Annotated in this window: 21 protein-coding genes; 8 read left to right on the top strand and 13 right to left on the bottom strand. The window is 42.4% G+C overall.

Annotated elements, in window-relative coordinates; translation table 11 throughout:
• Positions 1-341 precede the first annotated feature (341 nt).
• From AACU32_RS24195 to AACU32_RS24170, 6 genes are all read left to right on the top strand, one after another.
• Positions 342-767: a QcrA and Rieske domain-containing protein gene (locus AACU32_RS24195; RefSeq protein ID WP_096603757.1), complete on the top strand. Its 426-nt coding sequence runs from the start codon at positions 342-344 to the stop codon at positions 765-767.
• Between the two features lie 31 nt (positions 768-798).
• The gene (locus AACU32_RS24190; RefSeq protein ID WP_096603756.1) at positions 799-1,950 is read left to right on the top strand and encodes an anhydro-N-acetylmuramic acid kinase; all 1,152 of its coding nucleotides are present in this window, start codon (positions 799-801) and stop codon (positions 1,948-1,950) included.
• A 170-nt stretch (positions 1,951-2,120) separates the two neighbouring features.
• The gene (locus AACU32_RS24185) at positions 2,121-2,567 is read left to right on the top strand and encodes a hypothetical protein (protein WP_096603755.1); all 447 of its coding nucleotides are present in this window, start codon (positions 2,121-2,123) and stop codon (positions 2,565-2,567) included.
• Positions 2,568-2,832: 265 nt separating this feature from the next.
• Positions 2,833-7,278, top strand: coding sequence for a non-ribosomal peptide synthetase (locus tag AACU32_RS24180; protein WP_096603754.1), 4,446 nt, complete (start codon positions 2,833-2,835; stop codon positions 7,276-7,278).
• A gap of 289 nt (positions 7,279-7,567) precedes the next feature.
• Positions 7,568-8,527, top strand: coding sequence for a hypothetical protein (locus AACU32_RS24175; RefSeq protein WP_096603753.1), 960 nt, complete (start codon positions 7,568-7,570; stop codon positions 8,525-8,527).
• A gap of 13 nt (positions 8,528-8,540) precedes the next feature.
• Positions 8,541-8,963, top strand: a complete 423-nt coding sequence (locus tag AACU32_RS24170) for a hypothetical protein (protein ID WP_096603752.1) — start codon at positions 8,541-8,543, stop codon at positions 8,961-8,963.
• Positions 8,964-9,193: 230 nt separating this feature from the next.
• On the opposite strand, the gene AACU32_RS24165 is transcribed toward AACU32_RS24170, so the two are convergent.
• From AACU32_RS24165 to AACU32_RS24155, 4 genes are all read right to left on the bottom strand, one after another.
• Entirely contained in the window at positions 9,194-9,412 is a 219-nt protein-coding gene (locus AACU32_RS24165) for a hypothetical protein (protein WP_339378225.1), read from the bottom strand.
• Positions 9,357-9,530: a hypothetical protein gene (locus AACU32_RS40790; protein WP_445223234.1), complete on the bottom strand. Its 174-nt coding sequence runs from the start codon at positions 9,528-9,530 to the stop codon at positions 9,357-9,359. Before AACU32_RS40790 ends, AACU32_RS24165 begins: the two co-directional genes overlap by 56 nt.
• A 249-nt stretch (positions 9,531-9,779) precedes the next feature.
• On the bottom strand, positions 9,780-11,201 hold the full coding sequence (locus AACU32_RS24160; protein WP_096603750.1) for a tetratricopeptide repeat protein: 1,422 nt from the start codon (positions 11,199-11,201) through the stop codon (positions 9,780-9,782).
• Between the two features lie 473 nt (positions 11,202-11,674).
• Positions 11,675-12,964, bottom strand: coding sequence for a Glu/Leu/Phe/Val family dehydrogenase (locus tag AACU32_RS24155; protein ID WP_096603749.1), 1,290 nt, complete (start codon positions 12,962-12,964; stop codon positions 11,675-11,677).
• Positions 12,965-13,437: 473 nt separating this feature from the next.
• On the opposite strand from AACU32_RS24155, the gene AACU32_RS24150 reads away from it, so the two are divergent.
• On the top strand, positions 13,438-14,802 hold the full coding sequence (locus AACU32_RS24150; RefSeq protein WP_096603748.1) for a cytochrome P450: 1,365 nt from the start codon (positions 13,438-13,440) through the stop codon (positions 14,800-14,802).
• Between the two features lie 7 nt (positions 14,803-14,809).
• Here AACU32_RS24150 and AACU32_RS24145 read toward each other — a convergent pair whose 3' ends face one another.
• The 3 genes from AACU32_RS24145 to AACU32_RS24135 form a co-directional block, all read right to left on the bottom strand.
• On the bottom strand, positions 14,810-16,300 hold the full coding sequence (locus AACU32_RS24145; protein ID WP_096603747.1) for a carotenoid oxygenase family protein: 1,491 nt from the start codon (positions 16,298-16,300) through the stop codon (positions 14,810-14,812).
• Positions 16,301-16,447: 147 nt separating this feature from the next.
• Complete coding sequence (locus AACU32_RS24140; RefSeq protein WP_096603746.1) at positions 16,448-17,872, bottom strand: folate/biopterin family MFS transporter; 1,425 nt, start codon at positions 17,870-17,872, stop codon at positions 16,448-16,450.
• 158 nt (positions 17,873-18,030) lie between these two features.
• Complete coding sequence (locus tag AACU32_RS24135) at positions 18,031-18,573, bottom strand: PadR family transcriptional regulator (RefSeq protein ID WP_096603745.1); 543 nt, start codon at positions 18,571-18,573, stop codon at positions 18,031-18,033.
• A 133-nt stretch (positions 18,574-18,706) separates the two neighbouring features.
• Between AACU32_RS24135 and AACU32_RS24130 the strand changes: the two genes are divergently transcribed.
• Entirely contained in the window at positions 18,707-19,099 is a 393-nt protein-coding gene (locus AACU32_RS24130; protein ID WP_096603744.1) for a monooxygenase family protein, read from the top strand.
• A gap of 74 nt (positions 19,100-19,173) precedes the next feature.
• Here AACU32_RS24130 and AACU32_RS24125 read toward each other — a convergent pair whose 3' ends face one another.
• From AACU32_RS24125 to AACU32_RS24100, 6 genes are all read right to left on the bottom strand, one after another.
• Complete coding sequence (locus AACU32_RS24125; RefSeq protein ID WP_096603743.1) at positions 19,174-19,629, bottom strand: ATP-binding protein; 456 nt, start codon at positions 19,627-19,629, stop codon at positions 19,174-19,176.
• A gap of 68 nt (positions 19,630-19,697) precedes the next feature.
• Positions 19,698-21,182 carry a PP2C family protein-serine/threonine phosphatase gene (locus AACU32_RS24120; RefSeq protein WP_096603742.1) on the bottom strand — a complete coding sequence of 495 codons (1,485 nt, stop codon included), beginning with the start codon at positions 21,180-21,182 and terminating at the stop codon, positions 19,698-19,700.
• Between the two features lie 200 nt (positions 21,183-21,382).
• Positions 21,383-21,706, bottom strand: coding sequence for an anti-sigma factor antagonist (locus tag AACU32_RS24115; RefSeq protein WP_096603741.1), 324 nt, complete (start codon positions 21,704-21,706; stop codon positions 21,383-21,385).
• A gap of 77 nt (positions 21,707-21,783) precedes the next feature.
• On the bottom strand, positions 21,784-23,898 hold the full coding sequence (gene glgX / locus AACU32_RS24110; RefSeq protein WP_096603740.1) for a glycogen debranching protein GlgX: 2,115 nt from the start codon (positions 23,896-23,898) through the stop codon (positions 21,784-21,786).
• A gap of 131 nt (positions 23,899-24,029) precedes the next feature.
• Positions 24,030-24,437, bottom strand: a complete 408-nt coding sequence (locus tag AACU32_RS24105) for an STAS domain-containing protein (protein ID WP_096603739.1) — start codon at positions 24,435-24,437, stop codon at positions 24,030-24,032.
• A 20-nt stretch (positions 24,438-24,457) separates the two neighbouring features.
• Positions 24,458-26,284 carry an AGE family epimerase/isomerase gene (locus AACU32_RS24100; protein WP_096603738.1) on the bottom strand — a complete coding sequence of 609 codons (1,827 nt, stop codon included), beginning with the start codon at positions 26,282-26,284 and terminating at the stop codon, positions 24,458-24,460.
• Positions 26,285-26,623: the final 339 nt, after the last annotated feature.

The following is a 26,623-nucleotide window of genomic DNA, read 5'->3' as shown; positions in this document are numbered from 1 at the left end:
ATCAATAGCGATTGATATAATATAATATCCGTACTGTTAATAGAGTGTAGTTAATTAAAGTTTTATTACTCTTTCAATATGTAATCTTTATTAAAAATAGTTGTGAAATATAAAACAAATGCTACTAATATATACTAAAAGTTTCAGCAATTTTTCGTAGCTCAAGTATGATCGTCATACCAATTCTATGTGAGTCTATGTGAGGCTGCACATTAAAGCTGCAAGCCTCGAAGCCTGAGGCTATCAATACAAAGCCTGCTCTGGCAGGCTAATTATATGCATCTTCATATCGAATTCGTATAAGTAAATTCATCACAGCAAAACTGAGGGTCAACTGAAGTATGAAACGTCGTCATTTTATCCATTGGGTAGGTTTAAGTTGGTTAGCAACTTCACTACCTGTAGTAATTGCTGCCTGTCTTAAACAGACGAGGGCATCAACATCTTCAGTAGCTAGCGATTGGCAAACAGTTGGTACTACCGCAAAATTAGATGAAACTGGTCAATTGCTGGTGGAAAACTCACCTATTGGTTCTGTCTTAATAATTGGTACATCTGAAAGTGAAAATTTAATAGCTGTTGACCCAACTTGTACTCATAAAGGATGCACAGTAACATGGACATCTGAAGCACAAAAATTCACTTGTCCCTGTCATCGCGCAGAATTTGCAGTTGATGGTCAGGTACAAAAAGGCCCAGCCAAAAAACCACTAAAAACTTATATTGCCAAAATTGAAGGTAATTCAGTACTAGTGAAGTCAAGCTAGATGGTCATGTGATTAATCACACAACTTATTTATGACTACAGTTATCGGTTTAATTAGCGGCACATCTGTAGATGGTATAGACGCTGCTTTAGTTGAGATTACTGGGCACGAATTAGATCTGAAAGTTGAGTTAGTCAAAGGGGAAACATTTCCTTACCCCACAGATCTCAGAGAAAAAATATTAGCAGTCTGCGCCGGAAAAGCCATCTCAATGGCAGAATTGGCAGAACTAGATGATGCGATCGCTTTTGTTTTTGCTCAAGCTGCCCAAAATATTCAAATTGGTCATCAGCCAGCTACTTTGATTGGCTCCCACGGTCAAACAGTTTACCATCGACCGCCCAAAGGAGCAGGAGAGGAAGGGAAAAACTTAGGTTACACGTTGCAACTTGGACGTGGGGCGTTGATTGCCCATTTAACCAAAATCACAACTGTGAGTAACTTTCGTGTCGCTGATATCGCTATTGGTGGACATGGTGCGCCTCTTGTTCCGCGAGTTGATGCTTATTTACTCAGTCATCCCCAAGAAGCACGTTGTATACAAAATATCGGTGGCATTGGTAATGTTGCTTATATACCTCCGCGCCGTGACAATTGGCTAGAAAAAATGCTCGGCTGGGATACTGGCCCAGGAAATAGCCTATTAGATCTAACTGTAGAGTATTTGACAAATGGTGCTAAAAATTACGATGAAAACGGTCAGTGGGCAGCAAGCGGTACTCCCTGTCAGCCGTTAGTAGAACAATGGTTAAACCAAGATTACTTTCAACTACCACCACCTAAATCAACTGGGAGAGAGTTATTTGGTGTAACTTATCTACAACAGTGTTTAGAAGATGCCCAAGCATACCAACTCAGTCCCGCAGATATACTGGCAACACTAACAGAACTCACCGCTGCGGCGATTGTTCATAGTTACCGTACCTTTTTGCCCCAACTGCCCGATCGCGTACTGTTATGTGGTGGTGGTAGCCGCAATCTTTATTTAAAACAGCGTTTGCAGTCACTATTAGCATCAGTACCAGTTTTAACTACAGATGAAGTTGGTTTAAGTGCAGATTCTAAAGAAGCGATCGCCTTTGCAGTGTTAGCCTATTGGCGACAATTAGGTATCCCTGGAAACCTACCTAGCGCTACTGGCGCACCTCAAGAAGTGCTTTTAGGAGAAGTTCATTCTGCCTAAGAGGGCATTGGGCATGGGGTATTGGGCATTGATTACATGAAAATGCGGACATTTGTAGGGGCGGGGTTTCCCCGCCCAGGTTTCCCCACCCATAACCGCCTGACATTTTTGCGTTTCAAATATATCTTTGTGTCGTAGCGGTACTCGATCACGACAAGGAACAGAACAAGGTGGCTCACACTTTTTTAATGCAACCCGGACGTTGGACATTACAAGGAAGCTGGCTGGAACGCAATAGTATGCCGATAAATGTTAAGGGTATGATCCTGGTGGCTTGGAATCGAGATAACTGGTTTACGATGGCGACAAAGCTCATATTTCCAGGTAGCGATCGCTCAGAGATTTCTTTGCAGTATAAGGGGCGTTTAGATAATGGAGAGCGCCAATATACCTTTTTACTGCAACATAATCTTTTGGGACAAGTAGAAGGCGAAGGTTTGATTGGTCTATCAACGATAGTACAGCGTTACTGGGCACTAAACGATCGCCAACGTCGCAGCGGGTTTGAAACCCTGCATCAGTTATCAGAGGATTCCTACTACTTAAATAGCGCGATTCTAGCTGGTCATTTTTTAAACAGTACAATCGAAGCTAGCCTTGAGCGCCAGCCACAATAGGATGTTTTGTCAACAGTCAACCGTCAACCGTCAACCGTCAACAATCCTCTCATTTCCCTGAAGGCGCAGTAAAAATACTGGGGTTAAATTCACCTGTAGCAAAAAATTGGTAGTTATACTGACGATTTTCTGATAATTGATTTTTATAGTGTGCCTAGGCAATTTTTGGGAAAATTTCCCAACTTATTGCTTTTTGCACGATAATTTATCAATTTCAATAGGATTGCTATAGATTCTGTGGATTCCCCTGAGGAAAGTTGTCATCATGAAAACAGTTGATGAGTTGTTGTTAGAGCTGCGGTGTCTGAACGTGAAGCTCTGGACAGAGGGCAACAGGCTACGCTATAGAGAGACTAATGAAACTCTCCCTCCTGCCCTGCTAGCTCAACTGCGACAGCAAGAAGCAGAAATCATCGCCATCCTCAAGCAAGCTGATAATTCTTCTGAATGTGCATTAGAAAATACCACATCTTTTTGTTCCCTGACTTATGGTCAGCAAGCTTTGTGGTTTCTTTACCAAATAGCACCGGAAAGCGTTGCTCACAATATTTTTCTGCTAGCGCGGATTGACTCGGAGTTAGATTTAGCAGCATGGCGACGAGCATGGCAACAAATCGTTGATCGCCATACTATTCTCCGCACTACTTATACCATTCGCAATGGTCAACCAATTCAACAGATCCACTCTCATCAAGAAGTTGACATCGAGGTAATAGATGTTGCTGTGGAGAGTGAAGAAGATTTAAAAACGCAAATTTATCAACAAACAGATCGTCCTTTCGATTTAGAATCTGGCCCAGTGTTGCGGGTAAAACTATTTAGCAAGACAACGCTAGGATACATTCAATTAATTTTAATGCACCACATCGCTGGGGATATGTGGTCTTTAGAACTGCTACTCGAAGAACTCCAGATTTTGTACGCTGCGGAAATTCAAACTCAATCTTCAATTCCCATCCGCGTCCCTTTCCCTAAATACCAATATACAGACTACGTGCGCTGGCAAAACGATATGCTAGCAAATGCCCAGGAAAAACTTTGGACATACTGGCATAATCAACTAGCTGGTGAATTACCGAGTTTAAATTTGCCGAGCGATCGCCCTCATCCCAAGAGACAATCCTATCGAGGGGATAGCGCTGTCTTCAAATTAGATGCTCAATTGATTCAAGACCTCAAGGATCTAGCAAAAAATCAAAGAGCTTCCCTGTATATAATTATGCTGGCAGCTTTTTTTGCACTAGTTTACCGCTATACGGGTCAAGAAGAAATTATTTTAGGAACTACAATGGCGGGTAGATCCGGGAAAAAACAATTTGATAAAGTTATTGGTGACTTTACTAACACAACTGTCTTACGGAGTTATTTGGCTCTTAACCCAACCTTTAGACAATTGCTGACTCAGTTACGCCCCATAGTAATTGGCGCGCTCAAGCATCAAGAGGCTCCTTTTTCATTGTTAGTCGAACAATTAAAAGTTGAGCGCGATCGCAGTCGTTCTCCCTTGGTTTCTGCTTGCTTTACCTGGCATAAATATCGCTGTCAGACTGGGGATAATGCGGACAAAAAGGCGATAAAAGTCGAAATTTTGCCAGATTTGGGAACTCAACGGGGAGCAGTATTTGACATTAATTTAAAGATTATGGAAGCAGGTAATGGCTTTCACATTGCTTGGGAATATAGTACAGACTTGTTTGATGCTGGGGCGATCGCCCAGATGCAAAGTCATTACGAAAATTTACTAGGGGAAATTGTCGCCAACCCAGAACAAAGGCTTGGGGAATTACCTCTGTTAACAGCCAGCGAAAAACATCAATTATTAGTTGAGTGGAACAACACCCGCAGCGAATATCCTCAAGATATATGCATCCATGAGTTATTTGCACAGCAGGTAGAACTGACACCAAATGCAGTGGCTTTGGTATTTGCAGACCAACAACTTACTTATCAACAATTAAATCAAAAAGCTAATCAGCTAGCCCACTACTTGCAATCTCTCGGTGTGGGAATAGAGATGCTGGTGGGTATTTGTGTAGAACCGTCGCTGTTAAGAATTATCGCCCTTTTGGGGATTCTGAAAGCTGGTGGTGTTTATGTGCCGATAGATTCCAGCTTAGAAGAAACTTCAGTATCAGTACTGCTGACGCAAAGTCATTTACTGAAAACTTTACCTGCACATCAAGCACATTTAATTTGCCTAGATACACAGGCAGAAATGATTGCGCAATACAGCCAGGAAAACCCCTCACCCCTAATTACATCGACAAACTTGGCTTATGTCATGTATAAATCTGGTGCTAGCGGTCAAGCCAAAGGTGTGAGCATTATTCATCGCAGTGTGGTGCATTTAGTTAAAGGTAACAACTATGCCAACTTCACCACAGCAGAAGTTTTTCTTCAGTTAGCTGCGATGAATTTTGATGGAGCCACCCTAGAAATTTGGGGTAGTTTACTTAATGGTGGACGTTTAGTCATTATACCTTCTGTGACACCTTCCACTTCCGAGTTAGCCCAAGCAATTCGCCAACATCAAGTAACTATTTTGTGGCTGAGGGCAGAATTATTTCACTTGATGGTAGATGAAAAACTGGCAGACTTAAAACAGTTAAAACAACTATTGGTTACAGAATCATTATCTGTTCCCCATGTCAAGAAACTGAGACAAGCAGCCCCAGAATTAAAGCTGATCAATGTTTATAGTTCAACCGAAAATACAACGGTTACTTGCTGTTACCAAGTCACAGATATATCTCATATTGATACTAATATTCCTATCGGTCGCCCCATTGCCAATACCCAAGTTTATCTACTAGATGCCCATTTACAACCATTACCAGTGGGCATACCCGGAGAAATTTACATTGCTGGCGATGGACTAGCAAGGGGTTACTTCAAAAATCCAGAGTTAACAGCAGCAGCTTTTATTTCCTATGTATTGAGTTCTCAAAGAAAAACCCGCCTGTACAAAACAGGCGATCGCGCCCGCTATTTAGCAGATGGTAACATTGAGTTGATTGGACGCATTGACCAGCAACAGAAAACTCGGGGTTACCAGATTCAGGGAGAAGAGATTAAAACTGTAGTTAGTCCGTTTGTTTCTCCTCGGACACCTACAGAAGCTGTGATTGCTGATATAATTGCCAGCATCCTCGGTGTAGAAGAGATTGGTATTCACGATAATTTCTTTGCTTTAGGTGGACATTCCCTACTGGCGACACAAGTGATTTTCCGCTTGCGCCAAGCTTATCAGTTAGAACTACCTTGGCGTTGTCTGTTTGAAGCGCCGACAGTAGCTGAACTCGACAAGTTGATTGCTAGCTACCGCCAAGCAGATTTAGGGCAAACATTACCAGAAATCGCGCCGATTTCCCTAAATGAATCACAGTTTCCTCTGTCTTTTGCCCAAGCCAGACTTTGGTTACTCGATCAGTTAGTCGGCAGAAATGCTACCTACAACATGCCTTTGGCAATGCGGATTTTTGGTAATTTGGATATCAATGCCCTAGAACGCAGCATTCACGAAATTGTCCAACGTCACGCCAGCTTGCGGACTAACTTTCAGGTAGTCCAAGGTTTAACAGTACAGGTGATTCATCCAAATCCGACTTTTAGCTTACATATTGTCAACTTGCAGAATTCACCAGAAAAAGAAACCGAAGTACAGCAACTAGTCAAAATTGAAACTCATATTCCCTTTGACTTAGCTCTTGATTCCCTCATCCGCGCCAGATTGTTTCAATTATCTCCAGAAGAATATGTATTTGTACTGACTATACATCATATTGTCTGTGATGCTTGGTCAATAGAAATTCTGCTGCAAGAATTGTCTAGCTTGTATCCAGCCTTTTGTACAGCCCAGGCTTCTGGTGCGTCTGCTATGGGCACACCATTACCAGAGTTACCCATTCAGTACGTAGACTATACCCTTTGGCAGTGGCAGTTATTAACAACGCCAATATTACAACGACAACTCAACTATTGGAATCGGCAGTTAGCAGGTGTTAAACCATTGCTGCAACTACCTACAGACAAACCGCGACAATTGCTGCATAAATTCAAGGGTAGCAGCTTGCAGTCGGAGATTAATCCGCAACTAAAGCAGGAATTAAAAACCCTGAGTCAAGCATCAGGAGTGACAATGTTTATGATCTTACTTACAGCATTTGTCACTTTACTATATCGCTACAGCGATCGCCAAGATATTTTAATTGGTTCTGCGATCGCCAATCGCCACCAGAATACTAAATACCTCATTGGCTTGTTTGCCAATATTCTGGTGTTGCGGATAAATATTCAAGAAAATCTCAGTTTTAATGAACTGCTAACTCACGTCAAGGAAGTTGTCTTAGCAGCCCAAACCCATCAAGATGTTCCCTTTGAACAACTGGTGAAAACTTTGCTTCCATCCCAGTCACTCAAGCAGAGTCCATTAGTGCAAGTCCTCTTCAATTTAGAACCTGCGCCGAGCAAGTGGGAACTACCTGGGCTGACTGTCACTCCCATGAATACAGAATCAACAGCAGCGAAATTTGATTTAACATTATCAATCGTCGAAACAACAACCGGACTCAAAGCCACCTGGGAATACAACAGCGATTTATTTCAGCGTCAAACCATCGCCCGCATGAGTGAGAACTTTCACAGCTTACTAACAATTATGGCGATAGCACCGCAGCAGATTGTCGGGGAAATTCCCTTGATAGCAGATTAGTAATTCACAATTCGTAATTACTGAAAGATTTTTGACTCATAGCGATTCACGAAAAGCATAATACACAAGACTTATACCGTTTAACTTTATTATGATACAAATACGTTAGTCGGCAACAATGCCCATTGGTGTCAACTTAACGTGAAACCCCGATTCCATCTAGCTCCCATGCTCTGCGTGGGAGCGAAAATCATCAGGCTCTGCCTCGGAATACGCATTTCCATCTCTAAGCTGGAAACGAGATAGAGAAATGTTTTGAGCTTTTTACCGTTCCCTTTATTTGATAAATATGAGAGTCTTTGCTCGCCAACTAAGATGTCCAGGTAAATTTTTGCTCATAGCTTTTACTATTAGCATCACTCTCAGCGGTTGCACAACTGAAAAAAGAGCAATGCTGCGAGTAACTGCTGAAAAGTTTCGTGATCAAGCTGTTGATGCCATCACCTCAGTGAAGCAAATTTATCAACTTAATGATATACCTATAGATCCTCAAATATCGCGTGATTTTGTAATTGATCAATTACTCACAGATCGCCGTATTAATTACGGCGATCCTCTGGTATTAGATAAAATTATTACCGGAGAAAATCAATCAAATAACCAGCCATCAGATTTTGATCGAGAACTCAATGCTTTGCAAGCAGAATATGAAACTGCTGTAGAAATTTTCAATAATTTAGAAGACATTAACTACGGAAGTACCAAAATAGTTTCTCAAACTGCTGTACCTGCACGATGTTTAACAGTCAGGATGCTATTATTAGCTAAACAAATTCAGGAAAAACCACCAAAACCAAACAATCCGCAACGGGTGCTTATAGCTTTAAAGCTACAGCAGCTTCGTAGGCAGTATAATAATCCTAATCTATCTCCAGCACTACCACCAGCAGAGATTAGGAGTCAAGTTGCTGAACAAATAGATGAATGGCTGAAAGTTAATGCTAATGAAAAACAAATTATCAATGAATCTATCTCTAAGCTTTTACTAGTAGCCGACACTGGGAGAAAACTCTCACAACTTATTGATGAATACCCTAATCTAAGTTTTGAAGTTATTGCTAATAGAGTTATTAAAATTTTGGGAGTAGCTGCTAATTTAACGGGAAAAGATTATAATTCAACTATTGGGAAAATTAAAAGCTTAGAACAGGCACTTAATCAAGATAAAACTTTAAAAATTTTCATGAGAGAAATATCTTTAAAAGAAAGCAACCCACAACAAACAGAATCGCAACTATGTCAAATATAAAGATTGATTAAATATGAGTGATAGAGAGCAAGATAATTTTGATATATCTGATAATGATCAGATTTTAGACAAATTACAAGAAATTGTTTCGCGTTTACAATCAGTTAATAATCATCAAATAGATTTACCACAACTGAATAAGACAGAGGAAGATTTACAGAATCTTCTCCCTCAAATTCAGTTTGCCCTAGTAAATGCACAAGAAGAGAAACTTTGGGAACAAGTAAACAAATTGCGTCAAGCAGCACGAGAATGTCAGGATACTCTTAATAGCATCAGAGCGGCAATTTTTCGCAAAACTATCATTAATATTAATCCAGCAAATCTCACAGAAATGCAGAAAATATTACAGGAAATTAAAACTGCATCCGACAATCAGCAAAAGATAGATTATATTGTTTACCTACTACGCTTTATGCGTAAGTTAGTCTTTTAACTGGGCTATCAACTATTATCGCCCTTTGAAAGCGATCGCATTCTTGCTGAACATGGGGAAAGTGCGATCGCCAGAATTAAACTCCTAATTTATACTGAACGGTGGCGATTGAGAATACGTTATACCAATTTAATGTGAAGTTGCACATATCCTGATCCCCCATTATCTCCCGATCCTCGGGGGACTTTGATAAATGTTTTCTGGTTCCCCCTTATTAAGGCAGGGCTGTTTCATCCCACAAGGGATAAGAGTTTGTCAATATCATGAGAAATAAATCTTTGGGCTTGGGCTTGTACAGTTCCTTTGATACTTTTACCATCAATTCCAAACCACTCAGATGTATCCACTTGAACGTAATTCTGCGCCCACTGATTGAAGATTTTGGACAGAATATCAAAGTCTACTCCTATTAATATTCGCGCCCATCGTCGAGTAGGAGGGCACACCATGTTTTTGAATTCCGAATTGATCAATCAATACACGACGATGGCGTTTGACAAAGTCCCCCCATGCACGATAGCCTACGTACCCGCTCATTGTTCCCATAATCACAAACAGCAATACCATCCACAGTTGATGTCTTTGCCCATCTTTGACTCGAAAATCTTTTACTTGCCGTAGTTGTTCAATCAGAGAAGCACCCATTATTTTCATCCCCTCGACGCTTGTCATTTTACATCTTTTAGGGAATGAAACAGCCCTGCTTCCCAAGGGGGCTTAAGAGTTCCAGGGGGGTTAGGGGGGATCTGGGTTTCAGGGTTCAGTGCGTCAGCGTTGTTCAGATCCCCGACTTCTTTAAGAGGGGATCTAGGGGAGCTAATCTATGACTAAGCTTTGAAAAAGTTCATGTTCTCGAATTCCGTCAAAATCATGGTCTGTTTTGACAAGTTGGCGGATGTTTTCGGGATCGAGTTTGATTGCTTGTTGTAGTTTTTCTGTTGCCAGAATGACATTGTTTTGCAATGCATAACAACAGGCTTGATTGTACCAGTAATAAGGGTCTTCAGGGTTGATGATAATTGCTTGCTCGTAAATAGCCAAAGCCTCTTCATATTGTTGTAAATTCATCAAAGAGATACCTTTGTAATTCCAAGCTTTGGTATGATTTGCATTGAGTTGAATAACTCGATCGTAAGCAGCGATCGCTTCTTCATAACGTTCTAAATCTTGGAGAACCATTCCTTTATCAAACCAAATTTCTGGTTGATCGAATTTGATTTCTAGTGCTTTGTCGTAAGCAGCCAGCGCCTCTATGTATCTCTGCAATGAATAGAGTGAATAACCACGCAAATACCAAGCGTCATTGTTATCTGGTTGGATTTGAATAGTTTGATCGTAAGCTGCGATCGCTTCTTCATGTTTGTGCAAATAATTCAGCGCATAGCCTCGTCCGTACCATGCGTCAGCATTTTTTGGTTGATTTTTGATAATTTTATCATAACAGGCGATCGCTTGCTCATATTTTTTGGCATCAATTAGTTGAGCAGCTTGCTTTTGCAATAGTTTATTTTTGTCTCTAAATATCCATAAAAGCAAAACTAATCCGAAAACTAAATACCGGGAATATTCTCTAAATATTTCACTAGCTACTAGAGTTAAATATGTCGGTATATGCAAAAAATCACTAATTGTATCGGCTAGATTCCATAAAAATAGATTGAAAGGTCGGACAAACCATAATAAACCAATTAGTACCCAAACTCCATATTTAGCAATTTTGTTAAATTGCTGTTGAATTGCTTGTGGTAACCAAGGTTCAATAATACCATAACCATCCAGACCAGGAATCGGTAATAAATTAATCAATACCACATAGATATTCAGAGAAATTACATAAGCTAATGCAGCTATCAAATAGAAGAAACTTGAATCTCGATTTACTATATATACGTAATCTCCAGCCGAGATTAAAAGTAGTGATAGTAAACAAGCTAGAATTATATCAGCGATTGGGCCTGCTGCTGAAACAGCACTTTGCCAGAAACGATTGCGCAATCGATTATGGTTGATGTAAACTGCACCTCCAGGTAGAGCAATACCACCAATTAAAAGAAAAAATATTGGCATCACCAGACTCAAATTTTGGTCAGAATATTTGAGTGGATTTAAGGTCAAATATCCCTTATCTTTGACAGAAGTATCTCCACCCCAATATGCGACTATTGCATGACCAAACTCATGTAAACATAAAGATAGCATCCAACCAAAACAGATAAAAAGCGCAACTAGCCACATCATAAAATTCAATAAAAAACCTGATCTATTTTCTCACTTTTTGACTTCTGTCTGACTGAGAATAATTAATTACTATTTGGTTATAAATCTGACTTTTCACGGTATCTGGAAAACCTCTCTGATAAATCTCTCTTCTACAATGTAAGCAAAAAATAATTTATATCATGTCCGGTTAAACACAAAGCAATTGCGAACGAAGTGAAGCAATCGCATAATCCTTGTGATTGCTACTCTTCTCTACGAGACGCTACGCGAACGAGAAGCCGCTCCGCGTCTACGCTTCACTTCGTTGCGCTCGCAATGACATATCGTAAGTAATTTGGCGGACATGATATTAATCAGGTGATTGGTAACTAATTTAGCGATCGCCAAAAAAAAGAGGCAGATAAATCATCCACCTCTAAAATTAGATTAGTAACCTAAGTTACCAGTTATTTGGCGATCGCAAATGACCAATGACCAATGACAAATGACAATTAAGGATAAAGACCGCGATCGCTCAATGCTTGCGCAACTCTACCCACGCCTAGGGTGTAAGCTGCTAAACGCATTGTCATCTGCCTTTTCTTCGATTGTTCTATCACTTGACGGTAAGCTTGCACCATCAAATGTTCCATTTCGCGATTAACTCTTTCTTCATCCCAGAACAGATAAGAAAGTCCTTGTACCCATTCCAAATAACTAACCACAACACCACCAGCATTCGCCAAAATATCTGGTAGCACTATTACACCCCGCGCCTCTAGTGCTTGGTTGGCTTCTAAAGTTACTGGCCCGTTGGCTGCTTCTGCAACAATATGCGCTTGTATCTGATTCACATTTTCTTCAGTGATTTGGTTTTCCAAAGCTGCGGGAATTAAGACATCGCAAGGTAAAGTGAGTAAATCTGCGTTGCTAATTGGTACTGTTTGCGGGAAACCAACAACACTGCGGTGATTTTTAGCAGCGTAGGCTTTTAAAGCGGGAATATCCAAACCAGTTTCCGAATATATACCGCCACTACTGTTAGACACAGCTATAATAATTGCTCCTTCTTGGTGTAGCAATTCAGCTGCTGCCATACCCACATTACCAAAACCCTGAATGGCTACTCGCACACCCACCAGAGATTTACCTTGATCCGCCAAAGCTTCCCGGACAATAATCATCGTCCCGCGCCCGGTAGCCATTTCCCGTCCCCTGGAACCACCAATTGAAATTGGTTTACCAGTTACCACCCCTGGTACAGCATGGCCAACATTCATTGAATAAGTGTCCATCATCCACGCCATCTCACGGGCGGAAGTACCTACATCTGGTGCGGGAATATCTACAGATGGGCCGATATCTTTAATTAATTCGCTGGTGTAACGTCGGGTAATCCGTTCTAATTCACTAACGCTGTAATGCTTTGGATCTATAGCAATACCACCCTTAGCACCACCGTAAGGAATTCCCAACAATGCACATTTCCAAGTCATCAGCATTGCTAAAGCAGAGACTTCCCGCAGTGTCACAGCTGGATGGTAACGAGTTCCACCTTTATAAGGGCCTAAGATATCAGAGTGTTGTACCCTGTGTCCGGCAAATACCCGTATTTCTCCATTATCCAGTCTTACCGGAATGGAAACTGTAACAACTTTCCGTGGGTGGCTGAGAATTTCTAAAATTCCTTGATCTAATTTTAATTCTTTAGCTGCCGCTTCTAGGTAGCTACAAGCTTGATCGAATGGACAAATATGCGCTGGAGTGGCAGGTTCCAGCGGCAGTACAGGTGTTGCAACCATAAAATTTTCTCCTAATCGCGGTATCTTTACGAACCGGAAATATATATATGGCTAGCTTATCCTTTTTTTAAAAGAAAGTTAGGTTTTTTGTAGTTTTTGTTACAATTTTATTTGAGTTTTATGCATGTAGGCTAGGTAAGAAGAATTTTCCAGCTTTTGTTGTGGATGCGATCGTCTTACACCTACGCTTAAGCAAACTACGTCTAGCGTCTCCGATAGAACAAAGCATTGCCCTGAAAAAGTAAAATTTCTTCTTCTGTGTGCGTTCTGGAGCGTTCTGTGCGGTTCAAAAGGAATTTATCTAACCTGATTAGGCTCAGATAACACAGAGATAAGAGATTACAGAAGAATTGCACGAGAATTTTTATCCACCTTGAAAGGGCTAGTAGGGCATAGCCTACTCTAGAAGAATTCAGAATTTTGGCAAATGCTTTAGGATCAAAAAGCTGCTTTCAATCTGTAAGGTTTAATGCATGAAAACCACTGTTACTGAGGTTAAACATCCTCTTCCTTTACCTCCTGGCAACTTCGGTTTACCATTAATTGGCGAAACAATTAGTTTTTTACGCGATCCAGACTTTACTGATAAGCGGTATCAAAGATATGGATCAATCTTCAAAACTCATCTGTTTGGCAGTCCCACAGTAATAATGATCGGAGCTGATGCTAATCGTTTTTTATTAACTAACGAAAACCAATATTTTTCAATCAGCTGGCCGGATAGCACTAGAACTTTACTAGGCCCCGCATCCCTTGCAGTACAGACGGGTGGTACACATCAGAAGCGGCGTAAGCTACTATCACAAGCCTTTCAACCTAGGGCGCTGGCGGGATATGTGGGCAAAATGGAGGAAATAACCCAGGCTTATTTGCATAAATGGGAAGATATGGGTCAATTGACCTGGTATCCGGAATTAAGAAAGTATACTTTTGATGTTGCCTGTAAATTGCTGATTGGCACAGATGCAGCGGCTGATAGCCATTTTGCTGAGTTGTTTGAGGAATGGTGCGGGGGTTTATTTACTATTCCTGTAAGGTTACCCTGGACTAAGTTTGGTCGGGCGTTGCGTTGTCGTCAGCAGCTACTACTGAAAATTGAAGAAATCATTCTTCAACGTCAACAACAACCTGATTCCTCTGAAGATGCTTTGGGACTGCTTTTGCAAGCACGGGATGAAGAAGGTAATAGCTTGAGCTTGCCAGAGCTTAAAGACCAAGTGCTACTATTATTATTTGCTGGCCATGAGACATTGACTTCTGCGATCGCTTCTCTATGTTTGTTATTAGCCCAGAATCCAGCAGTTTTAGCCCAAGCCCGTGCAGAACAACAGCAATTGGCTCTTGAGGAACCGCTAACGATGGCGCATCTACAACAGATGCACTATCTAGACCAAGTACTCAAGGAAGTACTACGAGTTATTCCCCCAGTCGGTGGAGGTTTCCGCCAAGTGATTCAATCATGTGAGTTTAATGGCTGGCGTATTCCTCAAGGCTGGTCGGTTCTCTACCAAATTGGAAAAACACATCAAGATACTAGTATTTATACTGAAGTACAAGAATTTAATCCACAGCGATTTGCACCAGAACAGGCAGAGGATAAAGCAAAACCATTTAGCTATGTGCCATTTGGTGGGGGAGTGCGGGAATGCCTGGGTAAGGAGTTTGCCAAACTGGAAATGAAGCTATTCGCCGCACTTTTAATTCGTGGGTATAATTGGGAACCACTAGCAGAACAAAATCTAGATTTGGTAATGGTTCCCACACCTAAACCGCGTGATGGTTTCAAGGTAAGTTTTCGCTCTCTGAAGACAGAAGAAAAAGTATATAGTGCTATTTGAATTAAGCCTATACAAACACTTCAGAAGTGAAACTTCCATGCAGACCGTAGGGAATATGATGCTTAAGATGCAAACGTGCGATCGCACCTTTATTTAAATCTCTAGCATCCAAAATTACCACATCTGAGCGATGATGAGCTGCATCATAGACCAAAGCCAGCAACCAGCCGTCATCTTCCCTTTCCGAACCAGGACGAGGAACGAAAATTGGCTCACCCATAAACCCACGGGGTGCTGCACTCCAAAGTTGTTTTTCTCCCGAATCTAAATCAATTTTCAAAATTGCTTGCAAGGGAGCATTACCGGTCTCTGCATGAGCTGCACCTATATATAGATAACGATATTGGTGTCCGACGTTAGCCGGATTGATAGAAGGAAACTCACAACAACGGCTTTCAAGTAACTTGCGTTCCACCGTCCCATTTTGGAGTTGCAGCTTAAACCTCCAGAGTTGTCCTGGTGCATTCGCCTCAAAATTCACTTGGCGAAAATCGCTTTGGGGTTCCACTTCTGCTAAGGCATCGTAGCATATAGAGTCAATGACAATTTTATCCCCCACTTCAAAAGCATTGACGTGATGAAAGACAAAACCTGATTGAGTTTCTAAGATTTTGATATCTTCTTTCCCACGGGGGTTACGAGGAATAACAATAACCCGCGTTGGTTGATGCGGATTAAATTTAATACATTCCCCAGCCGCCCGGATTCCCAAAGCCATAGGTAGGGGATTGAAACTGACAGGATTTTGAAAAAAGATGCAGTAATTAGCAGTAATGACAAAGTCATGAATAAAACAGAAACCAGGCACACTATAGGCGTGTTTTCTGATAATTTCACCTGCTGGATTTAGTTCAAAAATGGTAATTTTAGTAGACAATCCTGGCTGAATGGAAAAGTTAACCAAGCAAGGTGCGCCATTATCTTGTTGACAACTAGGGTCTAACCGAGGATGGGCACTAAAAGCCTCACCTGTTGACAACACACCATTAAAATATTCCCTTCCCAAGGTTTCTAAGGTATGTGGGTCTAGGCGGTGGGGTTCAGCAGCTTCCCAAAGTGCCAACAATTTACTACCCCAATAGATGACATTGGTATTAGCAAGAGTTTTAAATTTGAAGTCGAAAATATTAGCTAACCAACCACCAGGTTTTTGCGTACCAAACACACCGCGATAAAGAATTTTTCCGGCTTTTTGTTCTGCAATATAGTCTTCAGTACGCACATAGCGATTGCGGAAATGGGCACGACCATTGACAAAGCTAATGCGGCTAATCATCCCATCGCCATCAAAGGGGTGATGAATACGTTGACCATTAATATCTAATAAACCAGGGCCATTTCTAAATAATGTACCTTGCAGTTCTCCGGGAATTTGTCCTTCTATATCATCAATCCAATAATCAAATTCTTGATATAGAGATTCATATCCTCCCTGCCAATCAATACGATTGTAAGATGTTTCTAAAATTGCGCTTTCTGAAATTTTTGAACTTTGCATATCCTAATATATCCTCTTGTTATCTTGCGCAAAGACATCAAGGAAATATCGATGTAGTAAGAGCTTCAGCCCTTTGAAAAGAAAGCACTTTAGTAATTACTACGAAATCAATGAAATTTCCTTGTCTTTGGGCAAAATAATTGTTTATTAACGACTTTGAATTTGGGTTTTTGTAGCTTCTACTTCAGATATCGACTCAGGCACAAATTTCTCATTTGTTGGGACTGGTTGCAATGATGAAATCTGATTTTGCGCTTCTGCGGCTGGTAGCCAGCTAAGAAATGGCAATGGTAAAAGTGTGCTGAGGTTAGTAATTACCACTAGTAGCCACAGCATTTCAAAGTTAGTTTCGGTGATTCCCAACCAATGCATCATAATTGCCCCAAATTCATAGGAAACCATTCCTGCTAGGTTATTTACCGACATTAATAAAGCAAAGAATGTCGCTTCGACTCCTGGAGGGGAAATTCTGGCTGCTAATACCAATACTGGCATAAAGGCAATTTGACCCATGACGGTGAGAATCAGGCTGTCACCCAAACTAAACCAGTGGTCATCTATACCTAAAGCCCGGTTGGTGTGAGTGACTAATAGCAGCATCGTCATTCCTAAAGCTGCGGAAATAAATGTACTCCAACCAAAGATAATCCGAAAAGGTAGGGTTTTAAGGAACCGTTGGAAAATCCAAATGCCAACTAAAGAAGCAATATTTGTTACTAAGCGTACCCGTCCCAAAAATTCTGGTGCAAAGTGCAATTCATTGGTAGTGAAAAAGAAAAACGCTGCGTCAGCAGTTGGGGTAGCTTGCCAAATGAAGATAAATGCTGTTGGTAGCCAGATTGCTTTCTGGGTAATGGCTTTACGCAGTTGTCCCAGTTGATGCTTGATGCTGAAAACGTGGTTTTGCTCGGGATTTTGAGGATTTTGATTAACAGGAGACTCGGCAATTAACCAAGCTACAGATGAAACTAACAGCGGAAATATGGCGGTAATCCCAAATACAGTGTGTGTAGAGAAATGTTCTAGGAGCCAACCGCTTAAATAAGCTGTCAGTAAACCACCAACTGCGGAAGCACCCCAGCAAATAGATTGTAGTGAACCTGCATCTGCTTGGGATTCTCGTCTAGCGCGTTCAACTACTAAAGAGTCAACGATCACATCACTAACTGCAACCGAGAGTGAGCTTAAGGCGATCGCTAAGGTCGCTGCCCAGGTAGTATGAACTATTGTTGCCAGACTCACCCAGGAAATTGTCCCCAATATTCCCGATAAAATTAGATATGGTCGTCGGCGATAGCCAAATATGGGCAAGCCATCAGAGATAAAGCCAAATACTGGCTTGATAATCCAAGGTAAGGCGACTACACCCAATAGCGCCGATACCTGAGTCGGACTCAGCAGCAGTTCATCTTTCAGGAAAAAGCTGACAGCTAAACGCGCCAACCCTAAGATACCTTGGACAAAGTAGACGGTAAGAATGGCGATTAACTCGGCACTTGGTTCATGACCGAAGAAAATTTTTGCTTTTACTGAGTCTTTGACCTTGGACAAGCCAGAGGAGTGAATCAGCATTTGGTGAATATTTTTTAAGTTTTATCTACTTTTCTATCATATCTATTTCTGTTAGGAGGGGGTAAAAAGCTGGGCGATCGCTTTTGGCTGAATTTCTGGTTATTAGTCATTGGTCAGTTGTCCTCCTTGTTCCCCAGTCCCCCTCTGCCTTTCTTCAGTCAATTCAGCAACGGCATGATCTCGCCACACCAAGCCAACCAGCCTGTTTCATAGTGAATTCCCCGCAACAAGGTCATGTACTGAAACTTTAAGGTTTCAGACAATGCTTGCGGATTGTGGAAGTATTGGCTTTGAATTTCTTGATAAATCGCTAATCGCTGCTGATGTTGCTGACGATGGGTTTCTAGTTTTGCTACCAGCATCTTGGACGAAACCAGATGACCAGCATAGAGTTTCACAATTAAATCATCTTTGATTGGTGCCATTTCCTCTGGCTCAGCAATCCACTGACACAACTGCTGTTTACCCAATGCTGTCACCGCATAAATTCGTTTGTCGGGTCGATTCTCTTGTTGCACAGCTTCGGCTTGTAACCATTCTTTTTCTTCTAAGCGGTTGAGTTCTCGGTAAATCTGTTGAAAACTGGCGCTCCAGAAAAAACCAACTGACCCTTCTACGGAAGGGTTGAATCGCTTGGCCAGGTCATAACCGCTACTGGGGGCGCTGACCAAAACCGACACAATGGCATAGGTAAGAGACATGGGCTATGAGTTGACATATTCAATTAATTGAATATACAATAAATTTTATATTCAATTAATTGAATAATACTATTGTTGAGTATGTAGCTCAAAGAGAGCAACATCACAAAGCAGTCTTAAGAGGACAAATGCAATGATGTATTCCGTTTACCAAATTGATCTACCGGAACATCCGCAGGCGGTTGTTTTTGTTAACGGCTTTTTAGCACGCAATCGTTTGGGATTTTTCTGGATGTGGAAAAATCTCAATCGGATCAAGAACGCAACTACCAAGGCCCCAGGCTGTGTGCAAGTGAAGGCTGGTATTTGTGGAGCCAACGAAGTGATTATGCTGAGTTACTGGCACTCAGAACATGACTTGAAACAGTTCTTCCGAGGTGAACCACATCGACAGATGATGCAGTTTGTCAGAAAAAATCCCAATGCTCTGTGTTTGTATAACGAGACATATCATCCTTTGCACAGCGGGAAGTACAGCCATGAACCGCAGGGTATGGCAATGCTTTATGCGAGTTTAGCAAGATAAAATAGTTATCAAGCGATCGCGTCCCGGTATGAGATGTCAGCGCAAAAAGAGCGATGGGATATTTTTTATTCGCATTATTTAGCAGTGGAACTTGGTACAGTTCCAGTAGCCGTAGAAGGAATTCGATTCACAACAAATATATTGCGATTCTTGTTGTTTGCTCTTTCATAAGTAAACTTGTCAACACCTTGAATAGTTAGGTAAACACCTAGTCCCCCAATCTTACGCTGCTCCATAGGCAAATCCATATCGTCTGGAAAGGCTTGCTTTGTGGGGTCGTAGAATTCGCCTGTGTCTTCCAGGGTAATTGTTAAAGAATCGTCTGTCAGTGTAGTTTGACAAACTACCGTACCCTCCCGGCCAGCTTCTTCATAACCATGTACTATGATATTAGTAGCAATTTCGTCTACTGCCAGCCGGAGTCTATAAGAAGTCTTTTTGTCTAAGTCTGCTGCTGCTGCTGCTGCCATGACGTATTTGGCAATATCGCTCAAAGAGTCGAGCGTCCCATCGACCGTTAAAGGTTCCATAAACTATCTCATTGATACGAGTAATAATTTTTACTAAATTAAGTAAGAGAAATTATTTAATTTCTCCTTCATTGACTATTCTCCAATCGCTGCACAGCCAGCATGGTAATATCATCAAATTGAGGAGCGTTATCCATGTAGGCAAACAAGTTAGTCTTGATCCACTCTAAAAGTTGGCTAGCTGAAGCTGGCGGCGGTTGAAACAGGGAGACAAGCTTCTCACTAGTGAACAACTTGCTATCTGGCGCACGGGCTTCTGTGACACCATCTGTATAACCAATCAAGATGTCTCCAGGAGCAAGTTGCACCTGCTGAACCTTGAATTTCATATGAGGCATCATTCCTACTGCTGGACCGGTAGGTTTGAGAGTTGCCTTCACTCCTTGAGAATCAATGACAAACAATGGTTCGTGTCCACCATTGACGTAGCTGACTATGCCCGTCTTCGGATCTAAGACTCCAAAGAAAAGCGTCGCAAACATGCTCATCTGAGCGTGCTGCTGAGCAATATAGTTATTGATCAGTGCTACAGCTTTGAGAGCTTCAGCTTGCTCCAGGTTACTGGTTCCATGCAGATCTGTCAAACCATTTAATACCTCCTCATCACCTAGAATCGTGACACTACACAAATTAGTCTGTCCAGAGAAAACCCGAATCAGACTGCGGAATAAAGCCATAAATAGTGCTGCGCCTACACCCTTGTCGCACACATCTGCAATTACTAGCCCTACATACCCCCCAGGAAGCATGAAAGAGTCATAGAAATCGCCTGCTACTTGGCGTGCGGGATAAAAGCAAGCCGCGATTTCCCAATCAGCAAGTTGTGGTAAATCTTCTGGCAGAAAATCTCGCTGAATCTGTCTACCCTTTTCTAATTCATAGTCAAGTGCTTTGGAATAAGCTTCGATCTCTTGTTTGGCTTGATCCAAAAAGTGGTAAGATTCATCTAATTTGGCATATAATTCCGCATTTTCTAGGACTAAGGCGATTTCATTAGCGGTTTTTTGCATTAAGTTTGCTATGTCCCAGCTAAAGCGATTAGGCTGGCAATGTAGTAGAGTCAGGATGCCTAGCAAGCTTTCGTCTTTGAGAATCGGCACAGCTAATGCTGAACGCACAGTGTAAGGCTGATTAGGCAGTTGTAACCAGCGATCGTCTTCAATCGTATCGCTAATCAATCCAATTTCCCGGTGACGGTTCACCCAACCAGCTAGACCTTTGTCTAAAACACTACCAATTAACCGAGAGCGAGTATCTTGTGCTGTAGTTTTTTGGGTAAGAATACTATCAGTAACGACTCCCTCGCTATCAAGCAAAAATAAACTGCCTGTTTCTGCCCCGGTGAGTTTGCAACAGACTTGTAATGCTTCCTCTAAGGTAATTTTTAGCATTTCCTCCTGTTCAGGAGAACGTGCCATTGCCACTACTTTTGCTAGTAGTTCTCTTTGAGCCTCAAAAGCAGCTTGTGCTGTTCTTAGTGCTGCGACTTCTTGGCGCAACGACTCCAATTCTTCGTAATATTGATCTTCTCTCAATGGTTTATGGGTATCCATACATTTTTTATAGCGGTAGATAATAGGAGCCGTTCTGCGCTTCCCAAGAGTCACCTTGGCGGTGAGGATTTTTAAGTAAGGAAAATAAAGATGTTTCCCATTATACTAAATTTTCTGGCTCTGCATATAGGAAAAGCTAAAGGCTAAAATTGTTTAGCCTTTATACTTGAAATTTATTCCTAATTCTCGATTGCTAATATTTAGGCAACTTCGTAGGTATCCTGTACGATCACGCTTTGGTCGAAACCAGTTTTTTGCAGGGTGTCTATAACCTGTTCTTGTCCACCGACTACATAAATATCAGCATCAGCGCCCATCTTCTGTTTAGCGAAAATCAGGACGCGCAATCCAGCACTGGCGATATAGTCCAGTCCTTGGATCAACAACACCAGACGCTTAACTCCGGCTTTGGCAGCATTTTCCACTTCTACGCGAAAAATGGGGGCGGAACTGGCATCTAGTTCGCCAGTTAAGGTAATTTTAGCGGTATCGCCTATCACTTCGAGAGTTGCACTAAAAGCCATAATTTTCTTCTCCGTTTTGTTGAGGTTTTGGTTTTTGATTGGTCTTTCGCCATTTGTAGGTGACGAAACACAAAGATTTATTTGCCTACGAGAATAACTACTGAGCGATCGCCTAGTAAAATTCCCTGTTGATTTCCTAGTTCAGGTTCCTTACCAGGTTCCCAACTAGCTTCTGCTCCGTTAGCACCAGTATTCGCGAACACATGCCACTTCATACCCGCTGGTGGTTGGGGAATTTCAAACCACTGAGCTTCCCAGTGCATGTTCATAGCAACGTAAATATAGTTATCGTTGAGGGTGCCACCTTTAGCATGTTTACCACAAAGCATAAAGGCTAGGGTACGGCTAGAGTCTGACCAGTCTGCATTCCAAGCTTTAGTCCCATGCCAGGTAATATCAGCATAGCCACTACCTACGTAGTCGCGATTTTGAAAGTGCCATTTGTTTCTAAGTACAGGGTGAGCTTTGCGGAAAGCGACGCAGTGTTTGGCAAAGTTGAATAGGTCGGCGTTTGATTCTAAAAGATCCCAATTCAACCAGTTCAGCTCGTTATCGTGACAGTAGGTGTTGTTGTTACCGTTTTGAGAGCGTCCGACTTCATCGCCCATGAGAATCATGGGTACGCCTTGGCTGACTAGCAACATGGCGATCGCATTTTTCATCTGCCGTTGACGCAAGGCATTAATCCCTGGATCGTCTGTCCAGCCTTCTGCGCCACAGTTCCAACTATCGTTGTCATTGGTACCGTCGTTATTGTTTTCCCCGTTAGCTTCATTATGCTTGCCGTTATAGGAAACTAAGTCAGCTAGGGTAAAACCATCATGGGCGGTGATGAAATTAATCGAAGTTGCTGGGGCGCGTCCTGCCCAAGCATACAGATCTGGTGAACCTTGTAGCCGTTGCGCCATATCTCCGACTCGCCCCTCGCCTTTGAGGAACTTGCGAATGCCATCGCGGTACTTACCATTCCACTCCGCCCAGCGACCAAAAGCTGGGAAAGAGCCTACTTGGTACAAACCGCCAGCATCCCAAGCTTCGGCAATCAATTTACATCTAGCCAGAATCGGGTCAAAAGCCAATGTTTCCAACAAAGGCGGATTTGCTAGGGGTGCGCCCCAAGGGTCACGTCCGAGAATTGATGCCAAGTCAAAGCGGAAGCCGTCGATGTGATACTCTGATGCCCAGTAACGCAGACAGTCGAGTACAATATTGCGCACAATCGGATTATTACAATTGAGGGTGTTACCACAACCACTAAAGTTGTAATAGTAACCCTCTGGGGTCAACATATAATATGTCTTATTGTCAATACCCCGGAAGGAAATCACTGGGCCGTTCTCATTACCTTCAGCGGTATGGTTGAAGACCACATCTAAAATGACTTCAATTCCATTAGCATGGAGGTCTTTCACCAATGCCTTCAACTCATCGACCTGCATCCCAAACTTACCTGTGGCTGCATATCCTGCCTTGGGTGCAAAGAAACCAACGGTACTGTATCCCCAGTAGTTGAGTAACGTTTCACCTGTTTGGGGATTGGGACGAGAATTTTCAAACTCATCAAACTCATATACAGGCATGAGTTCGATGCAGTTTACACCCAACTCTTTCAAATATGGGATTTTCTCCCGAATCGCCGCAAAGGTTCCCGGATGCTTGGTTCCAGAGGAAGGATGGCGGGTAAAGCTGCGGACATGCATTTCGTAAATAATCAAGTCTTCTGGAGGAAGTTCCAGAGGCCGCTCCGATTCCCAGTCAAAGTCATCGAAGGCAATGCGGGCGCGATGATGGTAGATATCACTCCAATCTGGTGTGACTCCCCAAACATCCCGGCCGCCAATGATTTTGGCATAGGGGTCTAAGAGAATTTTGCTCTTGTCAAACCAGTGGCCGGCCTTGGGATCGAAGGGGCCATCCATGCGATAGCCATATTCGATTTCTTCGTAATCCAAGTCAAACACCACCATGCAAAAAACATTCCCAATCCGAAACTCTTCCGGAACAGGAATTTCTGCTAACGGTTCGGGCTGATGTTTCTTAAACAGCACTAAAGAACAGGATGTGGCGTGACTGGAAAAGATGGAAAAGTTTACCCCGCCTGGAACAAGTGTGGCTCCAAAAGGGAAAGGTTTACCCCGACGTAGCTTAAAATCGCCGTAGGTATGGGTGGGATTAACGTCGATGCGCTCCATTGTTCTTTGGTAGTGAGTGGAATGGCACTAAGATAAGCCGACGAGGTGACACAGGGACACGGGGAAAATTCATCCAAAAATTTTTCTATATCCCCGCGTCCGTTCCTGTTTGCGTCAGTCCTCTGTCTTGATTAAGCAGGTAGAGGATGAACCTTTACATTGAGAGCTTCTAAGCCAGATTCTATGGTGTCGCTAATACTGAAGAAGTTAATAAACCCAGTAATCGACATCGTATCTTGAATCTCAGGTGCAACTCCTACCAGTACCATCTGTCCATCTTGCTCAGTAAACTTCCGATGTAGCAAGAGCAATGTGCGTAACCCTGCACTGGACATATAAGGAACTTTGGTTAAATCCAGCAGCAATTTACTCTTTGGTGCAACCAAAGGTAAAACTTCAGCTTGAATTTCTGGTGCAGTTTTGCCATCGACATCGCCATCTAGTTCCACTACAGTAACTTCTTCATGTACTGCTGGAGCAGTATCGCCTTCCGCTGTGCTGATTGCAGTTACTTGGATTTTGTTGATGATGATCTCCATAATTAATTACTTCCAGCAAACTAGGCGGTAGGGACAATTTGAACTTTGACTTTGACTTGAGCTTTGGTGTCTGGTAGTTTCACCGTTAAGCCATTAGAGTCAAAATCGGTGTATGGTTGGTCGTCGATCCAGACTTGACCAATCTTAATGCTACCAGGAGGCAGAATATCTGGCTGCACCCGCAGGATGTTGTCCTTGAATGCACCTGGTTGGGGTTTAAAGTATAGATCTAGTGGTTGCTTGGTAATCAGTAAGTTGGTGTAGACTACTGATAAATAACAAAGTTCTGTTGAGTGGTAGGCACTCATAGAGTGAGAGCCTTTGAAGCGTTCGTTACCCAACAGGTAAGGCAAGCCATTAGCTAAAACGTTGAAGTAAACCGCACCGTCATCATGATCCAAGAAGAAAGCATTGTAGAACGCTGCTGCTTCATTGGCTTGACGTTTGTATTCTGGCTTATTCAAAATACCGTGGAGGATAAAATAGGCGAGAATGGCTTGTTCTTGTTGCCACCAAGCTTTGCGATCGTGCCAAACAAAGCTATGCTGTTCTTCACCTTCAGCCACAACACGTTCAACTACGTCGTACCAGCCGCCTCTTTGTTGGTCGCTACCAACTTTGGGCATCAGGTGAGCGATTTTTTCAGCTAGTTGTACATATTCGTCTTTAGGCTTGAGGGAATTCATCCGCATCAAGTTCCAAGCAATTTTCAAGTTGTGACCAACAACGGCGCGGTTTTGTTGCCAACCCCATTCTTGGTCTTTGCTCCAGTCTTCAAAGAATTTCTCTTGGACAAAGGGGCTGTTGTCGTAGTCTGGGAAATATTTGGCGATCGTGTCAAAGGTATATTCTAGGAAGTCGGCGTATTTTTTCTCGCCTGTTGCTAACCACAAATTGATGAGGTAGGCGGGTGCATGGTCACCTACAGAGTTCCAGTTTTTGCGGGCGCGGTTCCGACCTAGAGACTCAGCACGCGGATCGAGGGTATAGGGGTCAATGTGGGAAAAATAGCCGCCGCCTTCTTTATCAAGGAAGAATTTATCGAACAGATCGACGGTCATTTCTGCATCTTTGAGAATGCGGGGATCGCCTGTAATCCGGTAGGTTTGAATTGGACCTGCTAAGGCGTAAATCTGTTCGTAGGCGGGGATAGCGTCGTAGTCGTCACTAAACTCGGAGGTGAGTAGCTTTTGTTCCCGACGACCTGTGACTTTAACCCCATGATACCAATAGATGAGGTTTTCATCAGGATCGTAGAAGCGCATGTGTTCGCGCAGGTATTCTGTTCCTCTTTCTGCTGCTTCGAGGAAGCGGTCTTCACCTGTTAACAAAAACGCTGAAGCGAAGCCATAGACGAGACGAGAAATGGTATCAGTTTCTTGTAAAAAGTCGTCGCGCTTTTTACCACCGGCTAAGTGTAGGTAAGTGCGGTACTCGTGGTAATCTATTTCGCGATCGGGATAGTTGAACTGCCATTTGAGGTAACTATCAGCAATCGAACGGATCTGCTTGATCCACCAGTCTGGTTCTTCGTGGCGATAAACACCTGGTTTATCGTTAGGGAAGACTAAGGACTTGACATCAAATTTGTGTCCATCTCCCTGGGGATAAAAAATACCGTAGGCAAATACGTGCTGACCAGGTACTAGCAGTTGTTCGATTTGACCAGTGCAATCTCGATAAGGCTCTTCCAGGTTTTGCGCGATTCTGGCATAAACAGTAGGGGTGAGGTATGCTCTGTATTCGCGCTCATCGGAGGTTTTAATGCCAAAGGATTTATCGCTGGAGTTAAAGTCGGTGACGTAACCAGTAATCGTGTCTGAGATCGAGAAGTTTAGTTTGTTCATCTTTGTTGTACAGAAATAAAAGGATAGATATTGTTGGACTTACGCCAGTATCCTGTGAAACTCTGATGCTTTTGCGTCCTCCGTGTCGTTGGCGCTTGTTTTTTCCTACTTTTGTGTAACTCTTGTATTGTTGCGAAATCTAAACCTTGACTTATGTAACCTATTTAATTTAATTTCGCAGATTTGTTACTAATTGAAGCGTCGGAGTAATTGTTTGTAATAGTGCTTGAATTTATAAATATCCCGCACTACTATCGGCAAGCATCGCTGTTTCTCTTGCTTTTAGCACTGTAGCTGTCTCGACGCTGACAATATCAAGATGAATTCCAGAAACTGTTT

It is taken from the genome of Calothrix sp. NIES-2100 (genome assembly GCF_963875285.1).
Classification (GTDB): Bacteria; Cyanobacteriota; Cyanobacteriia; order Cyanobacteriales; family Nostocaceae; genus Aulosira.
This window is presented reverse-complemented; position numbering and strand designations above follow the sequence as displayed.

Bases quoted from the DNA above. Each gene is read 5' to 3' on its own strand.
- AACU32_RS24170 (WP_096603752.1), top strand. From the start codon at position 8,541: ATGAGTGATAGAGAGCAAGATAATTTTGATATATCTGATAATGATCAG.
- AACU32_RS24135 (WP_096603745.1), bottom strand. From the start codon at position 18,573: ATGTCTCTTACCTATGCCATTGTGTCGGTTTTGGTCAGCGCCCCCAGT.
- AACU32_RS24165 (WP_339378225.1), bottom strand. From the start codon at position 9,412: ATGGTGTGCCCTCCTACTCGACGATGGGCGCGAATATTAATAGGAGTA.
- glgX (WP_096603740.1), bottom strand. From the start codon at position 23,898: ATGGAGCGCATCGACGTTAATCCCACCCATACCTACGGCGATTTTAAG.
- AACU32_RS24190 (WP_096603756.1), top strand. From the start codon at position 799: ATGACTACAGTTATCGGTTTAATTAGCGGCACATCTGTAGATGGTATA.
- AACU32_RS24120 (WP_096603742.1), bottom strand. From the start codon at position 21,182: ATGGATACCCATAAACCATTGAGAGAAGATCAATATTACGAAGAATTG.
- AACU32_RS24155 (WP_096603749.1), bottom strand. From the start codon at position 12,964: ATGGTTGCAACACCTGTACTGCCGCTGGAACCTGCCACTCCAGCGCAT.
- AACU32_RS24125 (WP_096603743.1), bottom strand. From the start codon at position 19,629: ATGGAACCTTTAACGGTCGATGGGACGCTCGACTCTTTGAGCGATATT.
- AACU32_RS24195 (WP_096603757.1), top strand. From the start codon at position 342: ATGAAACGTCGTCATTTTATCCATTGGGTAGGTTTAAGTTGGTTAGCA.
- AACU32_RS24140 (WP_096603746.1), bottom strand. From the start codon at position 17,872: ATGCTGATTCACTCCTCTGGCTTGTCCAAGGTCAAAGACTCAGTAAAA.
- AACU32_RS24150 (WP_096603748.1), top strand. From the start codon at position 13,438: ATGAAAACCACTGTTACTGAGGTTAAACATCCTCTTCCTTTACCTCCT.
- AACU32_RS24175 (WP_096603753.1), top strand. From the start codon at position 7,568: ATGAGAGTCTTTGCTCGCCAACTAAGATGTCCAGGTAAATTTTTGCTC.
- AACU32_RS40790 (WP_445223234.1), bottom strand. From the start codon at position 9,530: ATGGTATTGCTGTTTGTGATTATGGGAACAATGAGCGGGTACGTAGGC.
- AACU32_RS24180 (WP_096603754.1), top strand. From the start codon at position 2,833: ATGAAAACAGTTGATGAGTTGTTGTTAGAGCTGCGGTGTCTGAACGTG.
- AACU32_RS24145 (WP_096603747.1), bottom strand. From the start codon at position 16,300: ATGCAAAGTTCAAAAATTTCAGAAAGCGCAATTTTAGAAACATCTTAC.
- AACU32_RS24115 (WP_096603741.1), bottom strand. From the start codon at position 21,706: ATGGCTTTTAGTGCAACTCTCGAAGTGATAGGCGATACCGCTAAAATT.
- AACU32_RS24160 (WP_096603750.1), bottom strand. From the start codon at position 11,201: ATGATGTGGCTAGTTGCGCTTTTTATCTGTTTTGGTTGGATGCTATCT.
- AACU32_RS24130 (WP_096603744.1), top strand. From the start codon at position 18,707: ATGATGTATTCCGTTTACCAAATTGATCTACCGGAACATCCGCAGGCG.
- AACU32_RS24100 (WP_096603738.1), bottom strand. From the start codon at position 26,284: ATGAACAAACTAAACTTCTCGATCTCAGACACGATTACTGGTTACGTC.
- AACU32_RS24105 (WP_096603739.1), bottom strand. From the start codon at position 24,437: ATGGAGATCATCATCAACAAAATCCAAGTAACTGCAATCAGCACAGCG.